This window comes from Salinimonas sediminis, from assembly GCF_003429285.1.
Lineage (GTDB): Bacteria > Pseudomonadota > Gammaproteobacteria > Enterobacterales > Alteromonadaceae > Alteromonas > Alteromonas indica.
This window is the reverse complement of the sequence record NZ_CP031769.1, coordinates 3,768,939-3,792,039: the sequence shown is the minus strand read 5'-3', so window position 1 is coordinate 3,792,039 and position 23,101 is coordinate 3,768,939. Positions and strand designations below refer to the sequence as shown.

11 protein-coding genes, 6 tRNA genes and 3 rRNA genes are annotated in these 23,101 nt (G+C 46.4%); 19 read left to right on the top strand and 1 reads right to left on the bottom strand.

Annotated elements, in window-relative coordinates:
* Positions 1–40 precede the first annotated feature (40 nt).
* The 5 genes from D0Y50_RS16625 (at position 41) to D0Y50_RS16605 (ending at position 8,709) form a co-directional block, all read left to right on the top strand.
* Positions 41–2,026, top strand: coding sequence for a glycosyltransferase family 2 protein (locus tag D0Y50_RS16625; RefSeq protein WP_117318078.1), 1,986 nt, complete (start codon positions 41–43; stop codon positions 2,024–2,026).
* A gap of 15 nt (positions 2,027–2,041) precedes the next feature.
* Positions 2,042–5,092 (top strand): glycosyltransferase, encoded by a 3,051-nt coding sequence (locus tag D0Y50_RS16620; protein ID WP_117318076.1) that lies wholly within the window; start codon positions 2,042–2,044, stop codon positions 5,090–5,092.
* A 36-nt stretch (positions 5,093–5,128) separates the two neighbouring features.
* Entirely contained in the window at positions 5,129–6,211 is a 1,083-nt protein-coding gene (locus tag D0Y50_RS16615) for a hypothetical protein (RefSeq protein WP_117318074.1), read from the top strand.
* Positions 6,208–7,887 carry a glycosyltransferase family 2 protein gene (locus tag D0Y50_RS16610; RefSeq protein ID WP_117318072.1) on the top strand — a complete coding sequence of 560 codons (1,680 nt, stop codon included), beginning with the start codon at positions 6,208–6,210 and terminating at the stop codon, positions 7,885–7,887. Before D0Y50_RS16615 ends, D0Y50_RS16610 begins: the two co-directional genes overlap by 4 nt.
* A gap of 210 nt (positions 7,888–8,097) precedes the next feature.
* Positions 8,098–8,709 carry a YkgJ family cysteine cluster protein gene (locus D0Y50_RS16605; protein WP_108568786.1) on the top strand — a complete coding sequence of 204 codons (612 nt, stop codon included), beginning with the start codon at positions 8,098–8,100 and terminating at the stop codon, positions 8,707–8,709.
* A gap of 85 nt (positions 8,710–8,794) precedes the next feature.
* On the opposite strand, the gene D0Y50_RS16600 is transcribed toward D0Y50_RS16605, so the two are convergent.
* The gene (locus tag D0Y50_RS16600; RefSeq protein WP_117318070.1) at positions 8,795–9,559 is read right to left on the bottom strand and encodes a hypothetical protein; all 765 of its coding nucleotides are present in this window, start codon (positions 9,557–9,559) and stop codon (positions 8,795–8,797) included.
* A 483-nt stretch (positions 9,560–10,042) separates the two neighbouring features.
* Here D0Y50_RS16600 and D0Y50_RS16595 point away from each other — a divergent pair.
* The 14 genes from D0Y50_RS16595 to tuf all read left to right on the top strand — a co-directional run bounded on the left by D0Y50_RS16595 (position 10,043) and on the right by tuf (position 22,907).
* Positions 10,043–11,577, top strand: a 16S ribosomal RNA gene (locus D0Y50_RS16595).
* 80 nt (positions 11,578–11,657) lie between these two features.
* Positions 11,658–11,733: transfer RNA gene (locus tag D0Y50_RS16590), tRNA-Ala, on the top strand.
* Between the two features lie 175 nt (positions 11,734–11,908).
* Positions 11,909–11,985 (top strand) — tRNA-Ile (locus tag D0Y50_RS16585).
* A gap of 473 nt (positions 11,986–12,458) precedes the next feature.
* Positions 12,459–15,440: ribosomal RNA gene (locus D0Y50_RS16580) — 23S ribosomal RNA — on the top strand.
* Between the two features lie 207 nt (positions 15,441–15,647).
* Positions 15,648–15,763: ribosomal RNA gene (gene rrf, locus D0Y50_RS16575) — 5S ribosomal RNA — on the top strand.
* Together the 16S, 23S and 5S rRNA genes with 2 tRNA genes alongside form the textbook arrangement of a ribosomal RNA operon.
* A 1,481-nt stretch (positions 15,764–17,244) precedes the next feature.
* Positions 17,245–18,354: a glycosyltransferase family 2 protein gene (locus tag D0Y50_RS16565; RefSeq protein WP_170145538.1), complete on the top strand. Its 1,110-nt coding sequence runs from the start codon at positions 17,245–17,247 to the stop codon at positions 18,352–18,354.
* 114 nt (positions 18,355–18,468) lie between these two features.
* The gene (gene murB, locus D0Y50_RS16560; RefSeq protein WP_117318822.1) at positions 18,469–19,461 is read left to right on the top strand and encodes a UDP-N-acetylmuramate dehydrogenase; all 993 of its coding nucleotides are present in this window, start codon (positions 18,469–18,471) and stop codon (positions 19,459–19,461) included.
* Positions 19,458–20,444: a bifunctional biotin--[acetyl-CoA-carboxylase] ligase/biotin operon repressor BirA gene (birA, locus tag D0Y50_RS16555; RefSeq protein WP_117318064.1), complete on the top strand. Its 987-nt coding sequence runs from the start codon at positions 19,458–19,460 to the stop codon at positions 20,442–20,444. Before murB ends, birA begins: the two co-directional genes overlap by 4 nt.
* The gene (locus D0Y50_RS16550; protein WP_117318062.1) at positions 20,434–21,189 is read left to right on the top strand and encodes a type III pantothenate kinase; all 756 of its coding nucleotides are present in this window, start codon (positions 20,434–20,436) and stop codon (positions 21,187–21,189) included. The genes birA and D0Y50_RS16550 overlap by 11 nt, the downstream gene beginning before the upstream one ends.
* 100 nt (positions 21,190–21,289) lie before the next feature.
* Positions 21,290–21,365, top strand: a tRNA-Thr gene (locus tag D0Y50_RS16545).
* A 9-nt stretch (positions 21,366–21,374) separates the two neighbouring features.
* Positions 21,375–21,459, top strand: a tRNA-Tyr gene (locus tag D0Y50_RS16540).
* A gap of 32 nt (positions 21,460–21,491) precedes the next feature.
* Positions 21,492–21,566, top strand: a tRNA-Gly gene (locus tag D0Y50_RS16535).
* 8 nt (positions 21,567–21,574) lie between these two features.
* Positions 21,575–21,650, top strand: a tRNA-Thr gene (locus D0Y50_RS16530).
* Positions 21,651–21,722: 72 nt separating this feature from the next.
* The gene (gene tuf, locus D0Y50_RS16525; protein ID WP_117318059.1) at positions 21,723–22,907 is read left to right on the top strand and encodes an elongation factor Tu; all 1,185 of its coding nucleotides are present in this window, start codon (positions 21,723–21,725) and stop codon (positions 22,905–22,907) included.
* Positions 22,908–23,101: the final 194 nt, after the last annotated feature.

Sequence of the window (23,101 nt, the reverse complement as noted above, 5' to 3'; positions counted from 1 at the left end):
AAACCTTTATGATATCTAAAGTCCTCGGATGCAGTGAATTATGCCGATAAAAAAACTATTAAAAAAAATACAACTGAAAAATAAGCACCGCGTTTATTATCGCACTCTGAAAAATTCGGCTGAATTTGATGACCGCTTCTATAAAATCATGTATATGGATGTGCGAGCCGACGCATTCTGGAGTAATAACCCTATTTTGCATTATTTGGAGCATGGGGCATCTGAAGGGCGTAAGCCTAACAAGACCTTCGATTCACAATGGTATGTCGAAAACAATCCCGATGTAGAAGAGTCGGGGATGAACCCTTTAGTTCACTATATTCTGCATGGTAAGCAAGAGGGTCGGCGTATTCATGGTAATCGTTATGATTATGAAACGCGGGACCGGCGCGAGCTTTTACGCAATACGGTGATTAATCATTTATGGGGCGGGTATTCAAAACCGGCTTTAACCGACCTACAAACCGTATACAGTAACGAGGACGAACCGGCGGACGTTCGCTTTTTTGCGGCCTGGCACGCGGCGCGCTGGTATTTCTATATAGATGAAATAGACAAAGTGCTCGAGCTTGCTCAGCTGGTTTCACAACTTGATAGCCGATTCCAGAACGACAAAGCCACTGCAATGATGTTTGCTTACGGTCATCTTTCCAAAGGCCAAAGTTCTGAAGCGAGAAGGGTTGCTGAAAGTTTTCTGCAACAGGTTCCGCACGATACCGATATGTTGCTGACTTTGGCCAATACAGAAGCAGAAGACGCAGCTAAGCTTGATATTATAAACCGCATTTATACCGAACGGGGTTTAGCGGCAGTTCAAAAGCGAGATACTTCGCAGCCGCTTAGTTTTGCGAATATTACCGGCCAGACCTCTCCGGTGCATAGTGATGATAAAGTGTCAGTCATCATGCCAATTTTTAATGCTGAAAATGATATTGCCTCGGCCATTCAAAGTTTACTGGATCAGGCCTATCAGAACCTGGAAATCATTGTTGTTGATGATCGAAGCACAGACAGTACTTTCGAGATCGTGAGTGGCATAGCCGATAGAGAACCCAGAGTTAAGGCATTTCAGCAAGAAAAGAATGGCGGGGCTTACCTGGCTCGCAACAGAGGTCTGAAAGAAGCCACTGGGCAGTTTATTACCACGCACGACTCAGACGATTGGTCGCATCCCGATAAGATTGCAACTCAGGTGGAATTACTTCAGCGTAAAGAAGCCGTAATGGGGGTGTGTCTGCATTGGACCCGGGCGTTAGATAATCTGACCTTTACGCATAACTGGAATCTGAATGCCCGCCTCGTGCACTGGAATCATTCTTCTTTTCTTTTCCGTCGTGAAGTTATTGATGAGCTGGGCCCGTGGGATTCGGTTATTGTTGGCGGCGACACGGAGTTTATCTGGCGCGTACAGTCTCACTATGGCCATGGTTCGGTTGTTAAGTATAAGCCCAATATTCCTTTTTCCTTTGCTTTGGATGACGAAGGTTCGCTGACAAGAACAAAAGCGACCCATGTTAAAACTATTCATAATGGGCTACGTCATATTTATCGAAGCGCTGCCCAGTGGTGGCATGCCCAAAATGATACTTCCAGGCTGGCCCCAGGTGAACGTAAGTTTCCGGCACCCAAAGCCATGCTTAAACGAGGCGACAACACGTTGAGTTGCGATGCGGTAGTAATTGCAGACTTCACGCTTTCCTCCGAAGCTCATGAGGCCTTAAACAAAGTTCAGGCTATTTTGTCAGACGGCGGCTCAGTGGGTTTGCTGCACTGGCCAAAATATAAAAGCGAAAAAGAAGATTTGCAGGGCGAGTTTTTCAGACTATTACTTGAACCCAATTGTGATGCAGTAGTCTATGGCATGGAGATAAACTGTTCAGATGTATATATTCAGTCAGATTATATTACAGCGCCTGTACTTGAAGCCCGCCCGGTTATAACAACTAAGAATGTGACCGTGTTAACCGGAGAGCCGGTTGCTGATAACGATATAAGCAAAATTCATAAAATTCTGAGCCAGGCTTAGGCTGAGCATTTGTTGATGAAAGCTAAAGGGCGCGACTGGATTAAAACAATCAGTAAATTTGGGCTGGCAATTATCAGGCCTGCCCATAGTCATGTGGTCCAGGTATATCAATCCCGGTTACTAGATACAGAAGTTGTATTTGGTCAGACTCGGGCACAATTAGGAAAGATAGCTGGTTTATGGAAAACAGCTAAGTATTTGTACCTGCCTGCTTATCGTGAAATTAATCCTGGCCCCGGTTTTGACGCCAGCTGGTATCGGCAGCAATATAGTGATGTGGGTAACTCAGCTATCCACCCATTCCTCCATTATATCAAAAGCGGTCGTCTAGAGGGCCGGCTCCCTTCTGCCAGTAAAGCAGTGTATCTCGATGCATTGTTATGGAAAGGGGCGGTAAATGTGGCGCGTCAGCAATTAATTCGTCTTGCGGACAATCCCGACACCAATACTATGGAACGGCAAAGAGCATATTGGTTTCTAGCTCGATGGGCGCTGTTTACTCAAAGTGTCACTGAAGCGGCCATATTCACTCAGCAGCTCCTCGCCCAGGAAAATGAATGGGAACCTGCTGATCGGCTGCGATTTTTATTGCTTAGCTTTGATATTGCGCTAGGCAATAATGAAGAGTCGCAGGCAGAAGCTTTGCAAGCAAATTTGGAGGCTGAATTTGCAATCCTACCAGAAGTTGCCTTGGCTAAGATTAATTTGCTTGGCGTACAGGGCATGCTTACATCGCAGAACTGGTCCAGTCTTTTAAACCGTATCTATGAGCAGGCAGGCCTCACCCCGATAGCATTACAAAATGATACTTTGTCGATGCATTCGCTGCGGTCAGCAGATTTGGCTCAACTCCACCTTTCCAATCTTTCAAAGGCTTCCAAGAAGTCATTGGTTTCAGTGATTGTACCTATGTACAACGCGGCTGAGACTGTTGCTTACGTACTCGAGTGTTTAAATAACCAAAGCTGGCCAAATCTTGAAATTATTATTAGTGACGACTGTAGTAATGATAACTCAGTTGAGCTGGTACGTAGCTGGATTGCCCGCCAACCTATTGACTCCGGCCGTAAATGGAAACTTTTAGAAGGCGAACATAATAGTGGAGCCTATGCGGTACGTAACCGAGGAATGGCCGCCGCTACTGGCGAATATTTAACGGTAAACGATGCCGATGACTGGGCGCACTGCCAGAAAATTGAGCTTCAGGTTAACGCTATTTTAGAATCTGGCCGGCTCGCTAGCGTCAGTTCGATGGTTCGAACATTACCCAACTTAACCTTTTGGTGCTGGCGTTTAGAAGAGCGCTGGGTGTTCAGAAATGTAAGCTCCCTAATGATTAGCACCCAGGTTATACGTAAGATAGGGTACTGGGATGAAATAAAAGCCGGTGCTGATACTGAATATTACTACCGCTTGCTCAGGGTCTTCGGCGATTCGGCCGTTGAGCCTGTATTGCCCGATGTCCCCCTATCGTTCCAGCTGGTACGTAATAACTCATTAACGCAATCTGCCGATCTGCATCTGGCCACCCAATTTGAAGGGCCCAGAAAATGGTATCTGGATGCGGCTTTTGCTTGGCATGCTGATAACAACGCGACGCTCTTTCTTGAAGCTAATCAAAAGCAAAGAAAGTTTTATGCACCAGCTTCACTGATTACGCAACCTCAGGTTCAGCCGGAGTGCGATGCTAAGTTTGTTTTTCAGGCTAGTACAACCTGGAATGCGGCCTGGTACGTCCAGCGATACGGGGACCTGCGTACAGGAAGCATCTGCCCACTTGAGCACTTTATCAGTAAAGGCGTCCAGGAAAACCGCGATCCTGGCCCCCGGTTTAGCCTTAGTGGCTGGCAATTAAAAAATAAAACGCCGATTACTGACATTATCGGTACGTTAGCGAAGTATGAAGGCCAAAATTATCACCCCACTGTGGCAGGCAAACAAAAAACCACGGTCAAAGAAAATATTCTTCTTGTCGGCCATCAGGCAAATCAAACCATATATGGCGCGGAGCGCAGCCTGATTGACCTTGCGGTTATGCTAAGCCAGCAACAATATAATGTTTATATATTGCTGCCTGAAGTTCACAACCAAAACTATATCGACCAGCTGTTGCAGTATTGTATAGAAATAAAAGTTATACCCTATGGATGGTGGTACGAAACAAAGCAAGCTGAGATGATTACAGTAGATGCTATCGGCCAATATATTCGTCAGCGTGATATAGCATTGGTACATGTTAATACATTGGTTTTGCATGAGCCCATGTTAGCGGCACAACAGGTATCCATTCCCTGTATCGTACATATTCGCGAGGACCTTCCTTCTGATCCGTCGTTGCTGGATACGTTGTTATCGGATGTACAAACCGCACATCAGCGATTAGCGGCATATGACGCCAAGCTGTTATTCAACTCCCGCTATCTGGTGGAAAGTTTCAAAAACACCTTACCCACTCAAGGTGATAATTTTTCATTTATTTATAACGCCTTGGATACTCGGCTATTTGGAGATTTGGCCTTGCCATCTTCAGCCTCCCCCCTGAAGGTAGGGTTAATAAGCAGTAATTTGCCCAAAAAAGGTATCAGAGATTTTTTTGATATCGCAGCAAACTGCCGGGCAGATTCCGGGCTAACGTTTCACGTATATGGCCCTAGAACCAGTGAGCTGGAATGGTGTTTAAATCAGTATGCTCTAAGTAACCTAATCGACGAGGGTTACGTATCAAATCCGATGCAGGCTATTGAAAATGTCGATATCGTTCTCAGTTTGTCGCATTTTAATGAATCCTTCGGTCGAACAATTGCTGAAGCTCAGGCCGCAGGGCGTATCGCAATAGCTTATGATAAGGGCGCACCTGGCGAATTAATTAAGCATGAAGAGACGGGATTTTTAGTACCGTTTCAAGATGTTAAAACTATTGCCGCTTTATTAGTTAAACTTAATAAGTCGCCAGATATTCTTACTAAAATAGGCTTACGTGCGAAACAACATGCCCAGGTACAATTTTCTTACGAAAGCTGTGGCCGAAAATTGAATACACTTTACAGACAACTCATCTCTTTTTAGCATTCGGCTCCAGCGTTAGGACAGTAATAGTAATTCATGAACATAATTTTCCATTTTGGACCACCTAAAACTGGTACCTCGGCAATACAAAAGTGGCTTTCAACAAACAACAACTGGTTGCTAACACGAGGGATCTATTACCCACAACACAGCCTCGATCCTAACGGTGTTAGTTCAGGTAATTTGCGCAGTATATTCTCGGGGGATAAAGGTAACTTTGAGTTTTCGCAAAAACTATTTAACGAAGAAGTGGAAAAGGGCAAAGAAAAAGCTTGTCATACCATTATTTTTTCATCCGAGTTTTTCTTTAGAAATCTGGAAATACTGGGCGAACAGGTACCTGAAGCTAAGTTTGTGGGATACCTTCGGTTTGGCCTTGAAACGCTACAGTCTTCTTACAACCAAGCTGTAAAGCGGCACGGCAGAACCACTGTTTTCGCGCCAGGTAATCATATCCAGTCTACGTTAAGTACGCTTTCTATAAAAATAGCTAAAGTTGGAGAAAGCCGTTTTATCTTAAGGCCTTACAGCAAATCACTGTTTTTTAATCATAGTCTTATCCCTGATTTTCTTGAAACTGTAGGGATAGATGCGTCTGACGTTAATACTTCTATCGGTAGAGTAAACCCCTCTTATTCGCCAGCTGCAATAGAGGTAAAGCGCTGGTTTAACCAGCTAGAGTCAGCCAGTTTACAAACCAGGTTAGATCTCGCCCTCCAAGGGTATGGAGACGAGCAGCCCTTTTCGTTGCTTAGCGATGATATCTTCGAAAAATCTAAGTCCAGATATTTATTGCAGTTGAAACGTTTTTTAGACAAACATGAGGTTAAATTCGCAGATCAGTTTTATGCTGAGTGTGCACAGCTTGAAAACCATCCATATCAAGCTCAAAACTTGTCCGAGAAACAATTCGAAAAAGTACTAAAAGATATCGTTTCACATAAGAAGTTGACCTACCTGGCACTTTACACTGCATACGTTCAAGCAAAAGCAAATCAGCATGAACTCAATAATCCTGAACGAGTTGAAATACTGAATAGAGTCGTGCCGTGGTGGGTTAAAGCGGTAGCCAAGATTAAAGCAGCACTTAGCCTTACAAGATCTGAGGGGGAAAGATGAAAGATCTTCTTCTAAGAGTGGTTAAAGGCTCTTATGGGTTGCTTCCAGAAGCGGCTAAAAACCGTCTCCGTGGTTTTCACCATGCACGCGAGTGGTATGGCAATAAGCTTCGGCAATCCAGCATCGCCTATGAAGTTCCGCCGCTAAGAAAAATCCGCCGGCTCCATCAGCTGCATTTGTTGTCTCAAAAAGAACAGCTCAACGTGGCCCCCCGGGGTGAGCAAACGATTAATGTATTGGTGGTTGGTGAAAAGGGCTATGCCGAAACGGTGAAGTCGTTGACTCGCTTAAACACCAATATTAACACAGTGTATATTGACCACGCGGTATGTCGGGAAGGGTTACATACCGCTTTGCCGGTGGAGTCGAGTAGCGCAATGGATATGGGGACTTACCCCTTACTGGTGCTGCAAGCCGGGGTAATGATTTACGAAGATGTGTTAATAGCATCGTTAAATAATACCGCAGCCGCTGATATTACCTATTTTGATGCCTTCACAGTTAATGACCAGAATAAACTGCAAACCTACGATTTTTTGCCAGACTGGAACCCAGATCTGTTGCTCGCCACAGGGTACATTGCTTCGGCTGTACTATTAAAGCCAGACTCAAAGCTTTATACCTGTTTTGTTAAGGGAAATCATATTGCGTCTTCCCTGGCAGATGCCTATATATCTGGCGCGGATTTTACGGTAGACCATCAGCCACTGTCCTTTACGTATAGTCACCCAGCAAAAGCAAATCTTAATAGCCTGAAAAGCGCTATCGCTCGACATCATTTACAGGCTGAAAATCTGACCGGTAAAGTCTTGGCAGTGCAGTGGCCGCTGTTATCCAGGCCTCTGGTGTCTCTGGTTATCCCTACCTATAATGGCAAGGCGTTGGTTAAAGCCTGCATTGAATCTATTTTACAGAAAACCACCTATCACAATTATGAAATTCTGCTGGTCGACAATAACTCCAACGATCCCGAATGCCTGGCTTATTTTGACGAATTAGATAAGCATCCTAAAGTTCGCTTACTCAAATACCCCCATCCGTTTAATTACTCCGCGATTAACAATTTTGCCGTTAAACACGCTAAAGGTGAAGTGGTGGGCTTGGTTAACAACGACATTGAGGTGATTACCCCTGAGTGGCTAGAATACATGGCAGGCCATGCTATGCGGGAGGATATTGGTTGTGTAGGTGCTAAGCTACTGTATTCTGATGGCCGAATTCAGCATGCTGGCGTAGTGTTGGGCTATGGCGGCGGGGCAGGGCATGCACATAAATACTTCCCGCGTTATCATCCCGGCTACATGAACCGATTGATTGCCACCCAAAATTACAGTGCCGTAACCGCTGCGTGTTTGTTAGTTAGAAAAAGCAAATTCGAAGAGGTCGGGGGGTTAAACGAGGACGATCTACAAGTTGCGTTTAACGATGTCGATTTTTGTTTACGTGTGCTAGAGACCGGCGTACGTAATCTGTATTGTGCTGAAGCGGAACTTTATCATCATGAGTCAGTATCCCGGGGTTTAGATATAACGCCAGAAAAAGCAGCGCGCTTTAATCGCGAGCTCAATTATTTACAAACCACGTGGAAAAAATACATCGATCACGATCCCGCCTATAACCCTAATCTCACTCGCAAGCGCGAGAACTTTGCAATCAAGGGTAAAGACGAATACTGACATGCCATGGCCACCTATTAATTAGTTATATAGGTGGCCTGATTGGGCCCTAAAAAAGTCTATACATTTGTATTGCTAAATTTATCATCACAGCAGTACTATCCGCGCCAATTCAAACACCTGCACAAGACGTCGTGTCGTATCCTTTCCCCGCAGGGTTGAACAATAACTTTCCTTCTTGTTTTTTAGTGTGCTTTTAGTGGAGTAGACATGCTAAGGCTGCGTGAGCTTTCTGGCCAGGTAATGGCGGTATATGATGAACTGTCTGAGCAATTTGGATCTTACCAACGTGAACAAGGACTATCCTGCATACAAGGATGCGGTGCTTGTTGTAACAATCCTGATATAGAAGTGTCGGTACTTGAAATGCTACCGTATGCGCTGCACTTGTTTGATATAGGGCAGGCTGAAACTGTATTAGATACCCTGGATGTAGCAACAGGATTCTCTTGCATAATGTATCAACGTGCTTCGCTAGACGGTAAGCAAGGACAATGCTCGGTATACCAATGGCGCCCTGGTATTTGTCGAATGTTTGGGGCAGCAGGCTATAAAACGAAAACCGGTACGGCTACCTTATCAGTATGTGGAGTCATAAAAGCGCAGGTACCAGCTAAGTATGCAAATGCTCTTATCGCTATAGGAAGTACCAAACCACCTATGTTGGCAGACGGACGCTCACGTTTAGCACAACTGGACTATTTGCTCGGCGAAAAACTATTACCGATAAATGAAGCGTTAGCTGCAGCGCTCGGTCGTGTCCTTACCTTGGCAGCTTATAGTGTTGGCGACGATACACCCACCCCGGTAGTGGCAGCTTAACCTTGCTATAAGGTGATTTACCAAGCGGGTATAAAAAAGGGGCCTGATATACACCAGGCCCCTTTTCAGGTAAATACGCTTTTAACTACTTATCGTTTAGTATACCCGCGAGTTCTTCATTAGAAAAGCCGGCGTCCAAGCCATACTGAAGAATTCGATCATCTGCGACCCCCGCATCTTGCGCACTCTCTAAAATTCTCAATACCTGTTCGCGCTCTGTAGCGGAACCTTTAATTGCAGTAGTTACCACATCATCAGCCTGGGCAGGGAAAACCGCTAATAAGGCGTCCACCACATATTCACCTACATACGGCACTGCATCTAAGGCCGTAGTTAATATGTCTACCAATTTATTAGGGTGCTGGCGTGATAAGGTCTGAACAATTGAGTCAGCAGAGTTGGGTTCTGTTAAAACAGCTACGCGTACTATTTCGTCAAGTTCATCCGGGGTGGCATTAGCCGCGGCCTGTACTACAAAATCTACATAACTAGGCTCTGCATCTATGGCTAACTTAACAATGGCTGGGCAAGAGCTAACATTCTTCTTAATCGCTAAGGCAACAATTTCTTTGGTCGAAGAAGGCTGTGCTGATATCGCCGAGTGAATAATCTCTTGGTAATGCTCTGGATAAGTTTCTAACGCGACCTCTACTATAGCGACAACATCCTGGGGATAATGACCGGCTATTGACTTAATAGCCCTGCCGATAGACATGTTCTGGTCAACCTGGCGTTTAAGGAACTTCACCTGGTAGGGGTCTATAACATCAACTTCCGCTTCTGAAAACTCGGTTGCACTGAGGGCACTGCTAAAACAAGCCACCAAAGCAATATAGCTAAAACTTCGCATATAACCGAACTCCTGAAAGTATTAAACCGCGTATTTAGTTAACCACAATACCGTATATATAGAACGATACCATTAACAAATAGTTCAATTTGCTTATTTTTTGAATTGTATGTTTAAAAAATATACGGTTGAACGCTTTTTTGCAATTTTATTACGAAACAGTGTTGACCTTTCCTGAGTAATCGCTAGAATGCGCTCCACTTCGACGGGACAGGCCAACGGCCAGCACTGAAGAAGGGTTATCAGTCAAGCTACAGAGCAAGCCTGGTAACGGTTTTCAACTTAAACGCTTTTAGAAAAAACTTTCAAAAAAGTGTTGACGCAGAAAACGAAACGCGTAGAATGCGCATCCCGCTTCGGGGAGAAACGAAGCAGCGAAGGGTAACACTTCGCACTGTTCTTTAACAATTTATAACAAGACAATCTGTGTGGGCACTCGTTAAGAGTGTCAACCGACGATTCATAAAAAGTTTTCGATATATTTAATTGAAGAGTTTGATCATGGCTCAGATTGAACGCTGGCGGCAGGCCTAACACATGCAAGTCGAACGGTAACATTTCTAGCTTGCTAGAAGATGACGAGTGGCGGACGGGTGAGTAATGCTTGGGAACTTGCCTTTGCGAGGGGGATAACCACTGGAAACGGTGGCTAATACCGCATAATGTCTTCGGACCAAACAGGGCTTTCGGGCTCTGGCGCAAAGAGAGGCCCAAGTGAGATTAGCTAGTTGGTGAGGTAAGAGCTCACCAAGGCAACGATCTCTAGCTGTTCTGAGAGGAAGATCAGCCACACTGGGACTGAGACACGGCCCAGACTCCTACGGGAGGCAGCAGTGGGGAATATTGGACAATGGGGGCAACCCTGATCCAGCCATGCCGCGTGTGTGAAGAAGGCCTTCGGGTTGTAAAGCACTTTCAGTGGGGAGGAAAGGTTAACGGTTAATACCCGTTAGCTGTGACGTTACCCACAGAAGAAGCACCGGCTAACTCCGTGCCAGCAGCCGCGGTAATACGGAGGGTGCAAGCGTTAATCGGAATTACTGGGCGTAAAGCGCACGCAGGCGGTTTGTTAAGCTAGATGTGAAAGCCCCGGGCTCAACCTGGGACGGTCATTTAGAACTGGCAGACTAGAGTCTTGGAGAGGGGAGTGGAATTCCAGGTGTAGCGGTGAAATGCGTAGATATCTGGAGGAACATCAGTGGCGAAGGCGACTCCCTGGCCAAAGACTGACGCTCATGTGCGAAAGTGTGGGTAGCGAACAGGATTAGATACCCTGGTAGTCCACACCGTAAACGCTGTCTACTAGCTGTTTGTGCCTTTAAGGCGTGAGTAGCGAAGCTAACGCGATAAGTAGACCGCCTGGGGAGTACGGCCGCAAGGTTAAAACTCAAATGAATTGACGGGGGCCCGCACAAGCGGTGGAGCATGTGGTTTAATTCGATGCAACGCGAAGAACCTTACCTACACTTGACATGCTGAGAACTTTCCAGAGATGGATTGGTGCCTTCGGGAACTCAGACACAGGTGCTGCATGGCTGTCGTCAGCTCGTGTCGTGAGATGTTGGGTTAAGTCCCGCAACGAGCGCAACCCTTGTCCTTAGTTGCCAGCATTTAGTTGGGCACTCTAAGGAGACTGCCGGTGACAAACCGGAGGAAGGTGGGGACGACGTCAAGTCATCATGGCCCTTACGTGTAGGGCTACACACGTGCTACAATGGCATATACAGAGGGAAGCGAGACAGTGATGTGGAGCGGACCCCTTAAAGTATGTCGTAGTCCGGATTGGAGTCTGCAACTCGACTCCATGAAGTCGGAATCGCTAGTAATCGCAGGTCAGAATACTGCGGTGAATACGTTCCCGGGCCTTGTACACACCGCCCGTCACACCATGGGAGTGGGATGCAAAAGAAGTAGTTAGTTTAACCTTCGGGAGAACGATTACCACTTTGTGTTTCATGACTGGGGTGAAGTCGTAACAAGGTAACCGTAGGGGAACCTGCGGTTGGATCACCTCCTTACCAAAAGAATCGACGAACGCTTTTAGCGTAGTGTCCACACAGATAGTCTTGTTATAGAAAAGAAGAACGACCGTTTTTATGGGGCTATAGCTCAGCTGGGAGAGCGCCTGATTTGCATTCAGGAGGTCAGCAGTTCGATCCTGCTTAGCTCCACCATTTCAGTCCACTATCTGAATCAAATAGAGTCAGATTGCTGAAAGAAGGTTATAGCAAAGCGATTTGGTTTGAATGCATACCGACTTGAAGAGTGAGGAAGGAGCATACGTAGCGTATGTGACTGACAAGCGATGAAATAAAGGTATTCAGTCAAGACAAAGCGAAAAGCTAGAACAGGCTTGTAGCTCAGCTGGTTAGAGCGCACCCCTGATAAGGGTGAGGTCGGCAGTTCAAGTCTGCCCAAGCCTACCATTTCTTCCTTGTGCTGCGTTATTCGAACGTCGCGTATTGTTAATACGCTTCCTTATCGAATGCCTTGCCCAACGAAGAAATGCGAAAGAAAACCGGTTGCCAGGAAAATCGGAATCCTAATGAATATTTACTGTTTCAGTAAGCATTGATTAGGGTTTTTTACCCTAAGGATAAAAGTACTGCTTTTAGCAGGAAATATCCAACGTTCTTTAACAATTTGGAAAGCTGATATTAATTAGTAATCAATCAAAATTGAGTAACTGAGAATTGAATATCGAAAGATGTTCTTTCAATCACGCTACTCTCTACTTGACTTAAATTACTTGTTATCGAAAAAGCGCTGAAAAGCGTGCCAATCGGCAAGTCCGATTGTCAATGAGATAGCAAGGCGATTTATCGATTAGCTTGTCATCATACAGCAGGTGTTAATTCACCGACCAATGCAGAAGTCAAAAGGCTGCTTGGGGTTGTATGGTTAAGTGACAAAGCGTATACGGTGGATGCCTTGGCAGTTAGAGGCGATGAAGGACGTGTAAGTCTGCGAAAAGCTGTGGTGAGCCGACAAAATGCATTTGAGCCACAGATGTCCGAATGGGGAAACCCACCTGTTTACAGGTATCGCTACATGAATACATAGTGTAGCGAGGCGAACGAGGGGAACTGAAACATCTAAGTACCCTTAGGAAAAGAAATCAACCGAGATTCCCCTAGTAGCGGCGAGCGAACGGGGATTAGCCCTTAAGCATTTTATAAGTTAGTGGAAGCCTCTGGGAAGTGGCGCGATACCGGGTGATAGCCCCGTACACAAAAGCGAATTTAATGTGAAATCGAGTAGGTCGGGACACGTGTTATCCTGACTGAATATGGGGGGACCATCCTCCAAGGCTAAATACTCCTAACTGACCGATAGTGAACCAGTACCGTGAGGGAAAGGCGAAAAGAACCCCTGTGAGGGGAGTGAAATAGAACCTGAAACCGTATACGTACAAGCAGTGGGAGCACCTTCGTGGTGTGACTGCGTACCTTTTGTATAATGGGTCAGCGACTTATATTTAGTAGCAAGGTTAAGCAAATAGCGGAGCCGTAGCGAAAGCGAGTGTTAACTGCGCGTTTAGTTGCTAGGTATAGACCCGAAACCCGGTGATCTAGCCATGGGCAGGTTGAAGGTTGAGTAACATCAACTGGAGGACCGAACTCACTAACGTTGAAAAGTTAGGAGATGACCTGTGGCTGGGGGTGAAAGGCCAATCAAACCGGGAGATAGCTGGTTCTCCCCGAAATCTATTTAGGTAGAGCCTCGGACGAATTCCATTGGGGGTAGAGCACTGTTAAGGCTAGGGGGTCATCCCGACTTACCAACCCTTTGCAAACTCCGAATACCAATGAGAACTATCCGGGAGACACACGGCGGGTGCTAACGTCCGTCGTGGAGAGGGAAACAACCCAGACCGCCAGCTAAGGTCCCAAAATATTGCTAAGTGGGAAACGATGTGGGAAGGCACAGACAGCTAGGAGGTTGGCTTAGAAGCAGCCACCCTTTAAAGAAAGCGTAATAGCTCACTAGTCGAGTCGGCCTGCGCGGAAGATGTAACGGGGCTAAGCAATATACCGAAGCTGCGGCAGAGGACATCACTCAATGCTATTTAAGCTAACAGCGACCTGCGTAAGCAGCCGCTGGTAAAGCGTTCATCACAAGGTGGTGAAGATAAAGAACGAAGAAGTAGCATTCAGGATGTCCTCTGGGTAGGGGAGCGTTGTGTAAGTGGATGAAGGTGAATCGAGAGGTTTGCTGGACATATCACAAGTGCGAATGCTGACATGAGTAACGATAATGGGGGTGAAAAACCCCCACGCCGGAAGACCAAGGTTTCCTGTCCCATGCTAATCAGGGCAGGGTAAGTCGGCCCCTAAGGCGAGGCAGAAATGCGTAGTCGATGGGAAACGGATTAATATTTCCGTACTTGTATAATCAGTGATGGAGGGACGGAGAAGGCTAGGCAAGCCTGGCGTTGGTAGCCCAGGTGAAAGTGCGTAGACCGAGTGTTTAGGTAAATCCGGACACTTAAAGTCGAGACACGAGACGAGCTCCCAAGGGAGTGAAGTTGTTGATGCCCTGCTTCCAGGAAAAGCTTCTAAACTTATGATTATACAAACCGTACCCCAAACCGACACAGGTGGTCAGGTAGAGAATACTAAGGCGCTTGAGAGAACTCGGGTGAAGGAACTCGGCAAAATAGTACCGTAACTTCGGGAGAAGGTACGCCCTTGTTGGTGATAGGATTTACTCCTTGAGCGAATGAGGGCCGCAGTGACCAGGTGGCTGGGACTGTTTATTAAAAACACAGCACTCTGCAAACTCGAAAGAGGACGTATAGGGTGTGACACCTGCCCGGTGCCGGAAGGTTAATTGATGGGGTTATCTTCGGAGAAGCTCTTGATCGAAGCCCCGGTAAACGGCGGCCGTAACTATAACGGTCCTAAGGTAGCGAAATTCCTTGTCGGGTAAGTTCCGACCTGCACGAATGGTGTAACCATGGCCACGCTGTCTCCACCCGAGACTCAGTGAAATTGAAATCGCAGTGAAGATGCTGTGTACCCGCACCTAGACGGAAAGACCCCGTGAACCTTTACTACAGCTTGGCACTGAACATTGAACCTACTTGTGTAGGATAGGTGGGAGGCTTTGAATCGCAGACGCCAGTTTGCGTGGAGCCGACCTTGAAATACCACCCTGGTATGTTTGATGTTCTAACATAGGTCCCTTATCGGGATTGTGGACAGTGTCTGGTGGGTAGTTTGACTGGGGCGGTCTCCTCCCAAATAGTAACGGAGGAGCACGAAGGTTAGCTAATCACGGTCGGACATCGTGAGGTTAGTGCAATGGCATAAGCTAGCTTAACTGCGAGACAGACACGTCGAGCAGGTACGAAAGTAGGTCATAGTGATCCGGTGGTTCTGTATGGAAGGGCCATCGCTCAACGGATAAAAGGTACTCCGGGGATAACAGGCTGATACCGCCCAAGAGTTCATATCGACGGCGGTGTTTGGCACCTCGATGTCGGCTCATCACATCCTGGGGCTGAAGTCGGTCCCAAGGGTATGGCTGTTCGCCATTTAAAGTGGTACGCGAGCTGGGTTTAGAACGTCGTGAGACAGTTCGGTCCCTATCTGGTGTGGGCGTTGGATGATTGAGGGGAGCTGCTCCTAGTACGAGAGGACCGGAGTGGACGAACCGCTGGTGTTCGGGTTGTTATGCCAATAGCATTGCCCGGTAGCTACGTTCGGAACGGATAACCGCTGAAAGCATCTAAGCGGGAAGCCGAACCCAAGATGAGTCATCCCTGACTTTTAAAGTCCGGAAGGGTTGTTGTAGACTACAACGTTGATAGGCAGGGTGTGGAAGCGTTGTAAGGCGTTAAGCTAACCTGTACTAATTGCCCGAGAGGCTTAACCATACAACCCTAAGCGGCTTCATGCGCGACGGGTTGTGGTAGAGACAAGCTAAAATAAGTGAGAGTAGCAACGTTACTCAATGATTGATTGAATATCAGATTTCCCGAATTGTTAAGTTTTTAAAGTAAGGCTGACAGGCCGCGCGCTTAAGCGCACAGCAGGTCCTCCTTACGCAGAATATAAAACGTATTCTGCACAAAAAGTTTTTGTCTGGCGGCCATAGCGATACGGCACCACCTGATCCCATTCCGAACTCAGAAGTGAAACGTATTAGCGGCGATGGTAGTGTGGGGTTTCCCCATGTGAGAGTAGCACACCGCCAGACTCTCATTCTACGAAGAAGCCCACTCGATTGAGTGGGCTTTTTTCGTTTTTATGCCTCATCCTCAATAACCAGAGCGACTTCGCTATTCAACGTGAAAAAGTCGATCCCGTAACTCGTGCGAACCATGTTGTCTGAGTATCCGACCGCTCTTACAGGTATCAGGAAAGCGCTTTGTGTCGCGCAGCCGCCACGGCTCGCTGTGAAGCAGTCCCGTTCTACGAAGAAGCCCTTGTCGAAAGACAGGGGCTTTTTTGTGTCTGTGACAAAATAAAGCATAAGGTTCAGGATAGTGTTTTGTGTAGCACAGCCGCCACGGCTCGCTGTGAAGCAGTCCTATCCTACGAAGAAGCCCTTGTCGAAAGACAGGGGCTTTTTTCGTTTTTACGGCCAGTAGATTAGCCAGAGTAATTTCGCGATTCAGTGCAGCAAAGCCGTGCCTGAGCAGACTTACCCATTTGTCAGAGCACCCGACTGCTCTCTCAGGTATCAGGATAGCGCTTTGTGTAGCACAGCCGCCACGGCTCGCTGTGAAGCAAGCCTATTCTACGAAGAAGCCCACTCTATTGAGTGGGCTTTTTTCGTTTTGGTGCCAAACAAATGTACGGTTAATGTATGCGCATTTACTGGCCCAGGTCTATAGAACTAGCCTTCGGCTCTATGAGGTTATCGAGCAAGCGGGTGCTTTTTCATAGACTGTGAGCCAATACAATTTGCGGCGCTACTCACATGCTATAAAGCATTCCCCCGCATTTTTTTATTGCCGAGCAACCAGCGGGCTGCGGTAAGCTTGTGAATATCCGTGACCACAAAGGCCCTTAAGTAAAGCGCGTCCCGCAAGCTCACACTCCACTCAAACGGAGAAACGCTTATGAACAGAAGAAAGCAAAATGGTAGGATCTGCAGGGAAACAGTTTCATACTAAAAGGTTGTTGCCAGAGCTATACTAAAATGGCTAACTAATCCTCTATATAGAAAAGTAATCCGCGTTATGAGCAATGTATTGGCGTCGCTTAAAAACTAGTACTAAGACGCATGCCTATGCTTGATACATTACCCTGCCCTTCCTAAGCCACTGAACTGTTACTTACAAGGCTTCAAGTTCTTTGCAAATATGTTGCTACCTCTCTTACATTCTCCGAATAATTTGAACCGCAGCAAATTAGAACCCATAACATTGAGCGCAATTGATACCTTCGGTATAAGGCTTAAGCCCGAGGAGCGCTTACAATCTTATAGTTTTGTCGCTATAGGAATCATATAATACGATTAGCTTCCAACTTACTATCGTAAACAGACACCATATACGTAGAGTGAGTTTCATCGGTAGAGAGTGTGTAAGCAAAGTCTATAGATGAGCGTCTTGGATACTTAATGCAGGCCAAGGGCTCGCGTAACATATGGACTAAATGTCCATGTAGAACTATTTTCAGGTTTCTACATGTTATTCGTAAAAGAGTCTGATACCCGAAGCGGGGGATACCTTGTCTGAAAACTTAAAAGCAACCACCCATAAATTTCTTCGAGGGATCGTTGAGCTTGCAGGGGCCAAGTATAAGCACCTACAAGATAAGCTTACGGTTAAAGAGATAAAAATTAAACTGGTTGCCGTTGCTCGGGATGAGTCTGCATATTTACCCGAGTGGATTTCCCATCACCTCCATTTCGGATTCGATGAAATAGAAATTCATATAAATAGAACCAGCGATAATACATTAGCTATTATTAAAAGATATGCCTCACTAGAGAACGTAAATATAATAGATGCGGACGACTTTTTTAAAGATTATCCAGGTAATCCCCAAGTCGGTACTTACAAGAAGGCTTTTGCAACTGCAGCTAAAGATGGTTTTTCCCATCTGTGCTTTTTGGATATAGATGAGTTCTGGGTGCCAAAAGATTTAGTTACGAGTGTAAAGCAATGCCTCATAGAGTTCTCACTACCAGATGTTGTTTCGTTTGAATGGTGCAATAAATATGAGCCGGACAATCTCTTTGGACCGGCAGTTGAGCGATCCTTCCAAGTAGAGAGAGTCCCACAGGTGAAATCTATAATTGATGCCCGGGCGCCATCTTACAGAGTCAATCCCCACACTATTGTAAATAAGTACCTTACCTACAAACTGGCCGACGGAACTCGCTTTACTCATCCTACTGAAGGATTCTCTCGCGTGGGGGAAGACCAGCTTAATAAACCTATAAAACCGTACTTTATTCTTCATCGATATTATCGAAGTAGTAAGGAATATGTGTCCTTACTAGGTAAGGGTCGACCTAATTTCCCTGACCAGGGGGTCACCCAGGTTAAAAGCAACCGTCGAGGCTATTTAATAGGTAGTGATGTCGAGACTGTAACCTTTGATTCGACAGCCTATGAAAATTACCGCAATGCAGTGGATCAAAGTATAAATAAGTATACTGACCAAGCGGAATTAGCGCATTCAAGAAAGACTGTCTTAGCGCGCTACCATCGGGTGCTATCCATTATAGAAAAAAGCGATAATTCTCAGGCACCGGTGCTAAGAAAGGTGCTCAAGAATGTTAATGACGAGGCTACGCTAAATGCCTATAGGCTATTTCAAGCACGCTTATAAGCCAAAGTTTTAATGTTTTTTGAAGGCTTCATGCCTTTTAGCCACTGCTGCTTTCCATCTACCTGAGCATGTCCTAATATGACGGCACATTGTAAACCTAAGATAGGGTGCCAGGTGCCTGCTTTAAGTCATTACCATACATTTCATCTACCAGCCCAGTGTCAGGCGCTAGAATCATTTCATGATATTAAGACTGCTTTATTGTTAAGTCAGGCCTGTGATCGATTCTATTTATTAGGTGAGGGTAGCAATACCATTTTTATCGAAGATTTTAATGGAACGGTATTGCGCAATCGCATTACAGGTATAGCGGCAAGCGAAACCGGTCAAAGTATCCAATTAAGGGTAGGCGCCGGCGAAAACTGGCATCAGTTTGTGACCTATGCGTTAGAACACGGCTATCACGGTATGGAAAATCTGGCATTGATTCCTGGATCCGTAGGTGCCTCGCCTATTCAGAATATTGGCGCATACGGGGTAGAAGTGGCGCATTTCATCGAGTCGGTGGAGTATATAGAACTGCGTACCGGCGCTTCAAAGACGTTGCCTGCCCAAGCCTGCCGCTTTGGTTACCGAGACAGTATATTTAAGCATGAGCTGGCCGGTAAAGTTTTGATTACGCATGTTAATTTTTCCATCCCCAAAGCCTACACCCCGGTTACTTCGTATGGCGAACTGGCAGCCCTTACCCAACCCACCCCCCAACATATTTATGATGAAGTGATTCGGGTACGTCAGCAAAAGCTTCCCGATCCCCACGTATTGGGTAATGCCGGCAGCTTTTTTAAAAACCCGGTCGTTAGTCAGGCCACGTTTGATGCAATAGCGGCTCGGTATTCTCAAGTGCCTGGCTACCCTAACGATGAAAACGGCGTAAAAATACCGGCAGCCTGGTTAATCGACCAGTTGGGATTCAAAGGCCAGCAGTTGGGCGGGGTACGCTGCCATCCAACTCAGCCTCTGGTATTAACGAATACCGGCATGGCTACGGGCCAACAGGTGATTAGTTTAGCTAAGAATATTATTAACGCAGTAAGCCAGGAATTTGGTGTGGTATTGGAACCAGAGGTTCGGCTGGTTGGAAGAGAGGGGCTTATCTCGTTATGAAGCACGCTTCAAAACTTATTCGTCAGCATATTTTAGCATTGCTGGCAGATGGCCAGTTTCATTCTGGGGAGGTGATAGCCCAGGAAGTGGGGTTATCCCGTACTGCGGTAGCTGGGCATATTAGTCAGTTAGCGGATTGGGGCTTAGATGTCTTTAAGGTAAAAGGAAAGGGTTATCGTCTCAACCGTTCTTTTACTTTGCTAAACGCCGACAAAATCAAAAAGTATGTGCGTAAAAGCCAGTTGGCGGTAATAGATGTAGCGCCGGTTCTTGAATCGACCAACACCGAGGTTAAAAAACGTATTGCTAATAACCGCGATGAGCTGGCCAATGGCGATACCGTACTTGCGGAGATTCAAACTGCGGGGCGGGGGCGTCATGGCCGTACTTGGCTAGCCCCGGTGGGGGGAAGCCTGACCTTTTCAATGTATTGGTCTTTCCCTGACGGCTACCAAAGTATGGCTGGCCTGTCTTTATTGGTGGGGGTGGCAATATGCGATGCCTTGCAAAAGATCGGCGTAAATGATGCGCAGGTCAAATGGCCCAACGATATTTACCTGGGAAATAAAAAGCTTGCCGGTATTCTGATCGAAGTGGAAGGGCAGATAGGGGCCACCGCGCACTGTGTTATCGGAGTAGGGCTAAATGTACACGTACCGGTAGATGAATATGACGTAGGTCAGCCGCATACCGATTTGTCTGCGGCGTTGAATAGCGAAACTGACCGCAACAGATTAGCGGCTAAAATTATAGAATCGTTATGGGACCATTTAGATGGTTTTGCCCATTCCGGTTTCGGTAAGTATGTTGCCATATGGGAATCCCTCGATTTATTTGCCGATAAAAAGATTGTGCTGCAGATGGGCGAGAAACGATTTTGCGGCATTGACCGCGGGGTAGATGCCAGCGGTGCGCTACTGGTAGAAACCGAAGATGGTATAACACGCTTTCATGGCGGAGAGGTTAGCTTACGTGGTTACTGAAAATGCCGTTTTATTGGTTGATGCCGGGAACACACGAATCAAATACATTACGCTGGACAGCGTTAACGACACAGTCTGGACTGCAGATAATCCAGAACACTTATTTGCGCAGTTAACAAATCATAAAAATATTCGTCATATATACCTTTCAAATGTTGGACCGCCGGACTTTGAACAACAATTTTCAACATTTTGCTTAGCTAACGCCATCGACTTGCGCATAATTCATACAGAGCGGGAACAGTTTGGTCTGGTAAATAGCTATAGCGATGAGTCGAAAATGGGATGCGACCGCTGGTTAGCGATGATAGCCGCGCATAAAATGACCAGCAAGCGCTTTGCGGTAATTGATATTGGCACCGCCATTACCTGTGATTTTGTCGAAGATGGTCAACATTTAGGCGGTTGGATCATTCCTGGTTATGCTCTAATGAAGGATGCACTGGTTAAAAATACTGCAAGAGTGGTAGCTGATAATAAAATTCCAGCTGAATTCAGCGTGGGGCAAAGTACTCAAGATTGTGTGGCAATGGGTTGTCAGGCAGCGGTACGTGGTGTTTATTTAAGCGCAGTTGATTATTTGTCGAACAACAAAGCCGATTTTTCGATAATAATTGGGGGTGGAGGTAAAAACATGCTTGCATTCGCGCAATTCGATGGTAGCATCCTCGTCGCGAATTTGGTGGTGCATGGCCTAGCCCGCTACGCTCGGAGTGAAATCCAGGCGCTAGTTTCTAACCGATGATAAGTACTTCATCAGTCAGAAAAAAAAGTTCGAAATTATTTCGAAAAGGTTCTTGCACTGAGTAAATGATTACTCTAGAATGCGCACCACTTGATGACGTGCCGACTTAGCTCAGTTGGTAGAGCAACTGACTTGTAATCAGTAGGTCGCCAGTTCGACTCCGGCAGTCGGCACCATCAATCTCAGGAGGGGTACCCAAGCGGTCAACGGGAGCAGACTGTAAATCTGCCGGCTCAGCCTTCGCAGGTTCGAATCCTGCCCCCTCCACCACTTTCCTATGAGGTGGCCAGAGAATTAGGAACGCGGGCATCGTATAATGGCTATTACCTCAGCCTTCCAAGCTGATGATGCGGGTTCGATTCCCGCTGCCCGCTCCATTTAGTGTGCTGATATAGCTCAGTTGGTAGAGCGCACCCTTGGTAAGGGTGAGGTCGGCAGTTCGAATCTGCCTATCAGCACCATTCTTCTCCCCAGCTCATATTTTAAATTTTTAGAATAGAAGTTTTTAAGTAACTTTGCTGGGATAATAGAAAATGGCAAAAGAAAAGTTTGAACGTACGAAACCCCATGTAAACGTGGGCACCATCGGCCACGTTGACCACGGTAAAACCACTCTGACTGCAGCAATCACTACGGTTCTTGCAAAGACTTACGGCGGTTCTGCTCGCGCTTTCGATATGATCGATAATGCGCCTGAAGAAAAAGCTCGTGGTATCACCATCTCTACTTCACACGTTGAATATGACACTCCAGCGCGCCACTACGCTCACGTAGACTGCCCAGGACACGCTGATTATGTTAAAAACATGATCACTGGTGCTGCTCAGATGGACGGTGCAATTCTGGTTGTTGCTGCTACTGACGGCCCTATGCCGCAGACGCGCGAGCACATCCTGCTAGGTCGTCAGGTTGGCGTTCCTTACGTAATCGTGTTCATGAACAAATGTGACATGGTTGACGATGAAGAGCTGCTTGAACTGGTAGAAATGGAAGTACGTGAACTTCTTAACGAATACGAATTCCCAGGCGACGACCTGCCAGTGATCAAGGGTTCTGCCCTGAAAGCACTGGAAGGTGAAGAAGAGTGGGAAAAGAAAATCGTTGAGCTGGGCGAAGCACTGGATTCTTATATTCCAGAGCCAGAGCGTGCAATCGACAAGCCGTTCATTCTGCCTATCGAAGACGTATTCTCAATCTCAGGCCGTGGTACTGTTGTAACTGGTCGTGTTGAGCAGGGCATCATCAAAGTTGGTGACGAAGTAGAAATCATTGGTATGAAAGATACTACCAAGACTACTTGTACTGGTGTTGAGATGTTCCGTAAACTTCTGGACGAAGGCCGTGCGGGCGAGAACGTTGGTGTTCTTCTGCGTGGTACTAAGCGTGACGAAGTTGAACGTGGTCAGGTACTTGCGAAGCCAGGCTCTATCACGCCGCACACTAAGTTTGAAGCAGAAGTATACGTACTGGGTAAAGACGAAGGTGGCCGTCATACGCCATTCTTTAAAGGTTACCGTCCACAGTTTTACTTCCGTACAACTGACGTAACTGGTGCTGTAGAGCTGCCAGAAGGCGTAGAAATGGTAATGCCTGGTGACAACCTGAAGTTCGTAGTAGAACTGATTGCTCCTATCGCGATGGACGAAGGTCTGCGCTTTGCAATCCGTGAAGGTGGTCGTACAGTAGGTGCTGGTGTTGTATCTAAGATTCTTGAATAATCTTAGCCTACACGAGCACAACAAGAAGGTCGCGTAAGCGGCCTTTTTTTATGCCTGAAATTTACTATCCCATTTGCTTTCGCTTGCTGTTGCAGTGCCCCGCCTTAGCATAAACAGAATTAAATACTGCCTCACGTCGCCGTTTTGCCCACTTTTGTGAATAACTAGGGGGATCTCCCTATAGGAAAATGGCC

Excerpts from the sequence above, each read along its gene's own strand:
- D0Y50_RS16615 (WP_117318074.1), top strand. The coding sequence starts at position 5,129 with ATGAACATAATTTTCCATTTTGGACCACCTAAAACTGGTACCTCGGCA.
- birA (WP_117318064.1), top strand. The coding sequence starts at position 19,458 with ATGAAGCACGCTTCAAAACTTATTCGTCAGCATATTTTAGCATTGCTG.
- D0Y50_RS16610 (WP_117318072.1), top strand. The coding sequence starts at position 6,208 with ATGAAAGATCTTCTTCTAAGAGTGGTTAAAGGCTCTTATGGGTTGCTT.
- D0Y50_RS16620 (WP_117318076.1), top strand. The coding sequence starts at position 2,042 with ATGAAAGCTAAAGGGCGCGACTGGATTAAAACAATCAGTAAATTTGGG.
- tuf (WP_117318059.1), top strand. The coding sequence starts at position 21,723 with ATGGCAAAAGAAAAGTTTGAACGTACGAAACCCCATGTAAACGTGGGC.
- D0Y50_RS16605 (WP_108568786.1), top strand. The coding sequence starts at position 8,098 with ATGCTAAGGCTGCGTGAGCTTTCTGGCCAGGTAATGGCGGTATATGAT.
- D0Y50_RS16625 (WP_117318078.1), top strand. The coding sequence starts at position 41 with ATGCCGATAAAAAAACTATTAAAAAAAATACAACTGAAAAATAAGCAC.
- D0Y50_RS16600 (WP_117318070.1), bottom strand. The coding sequence starts at position 9,559 with ATGCGAAGTTTTAGCTATATTGCTTTGGTGGCTTGTTTTAGCAGTGCC.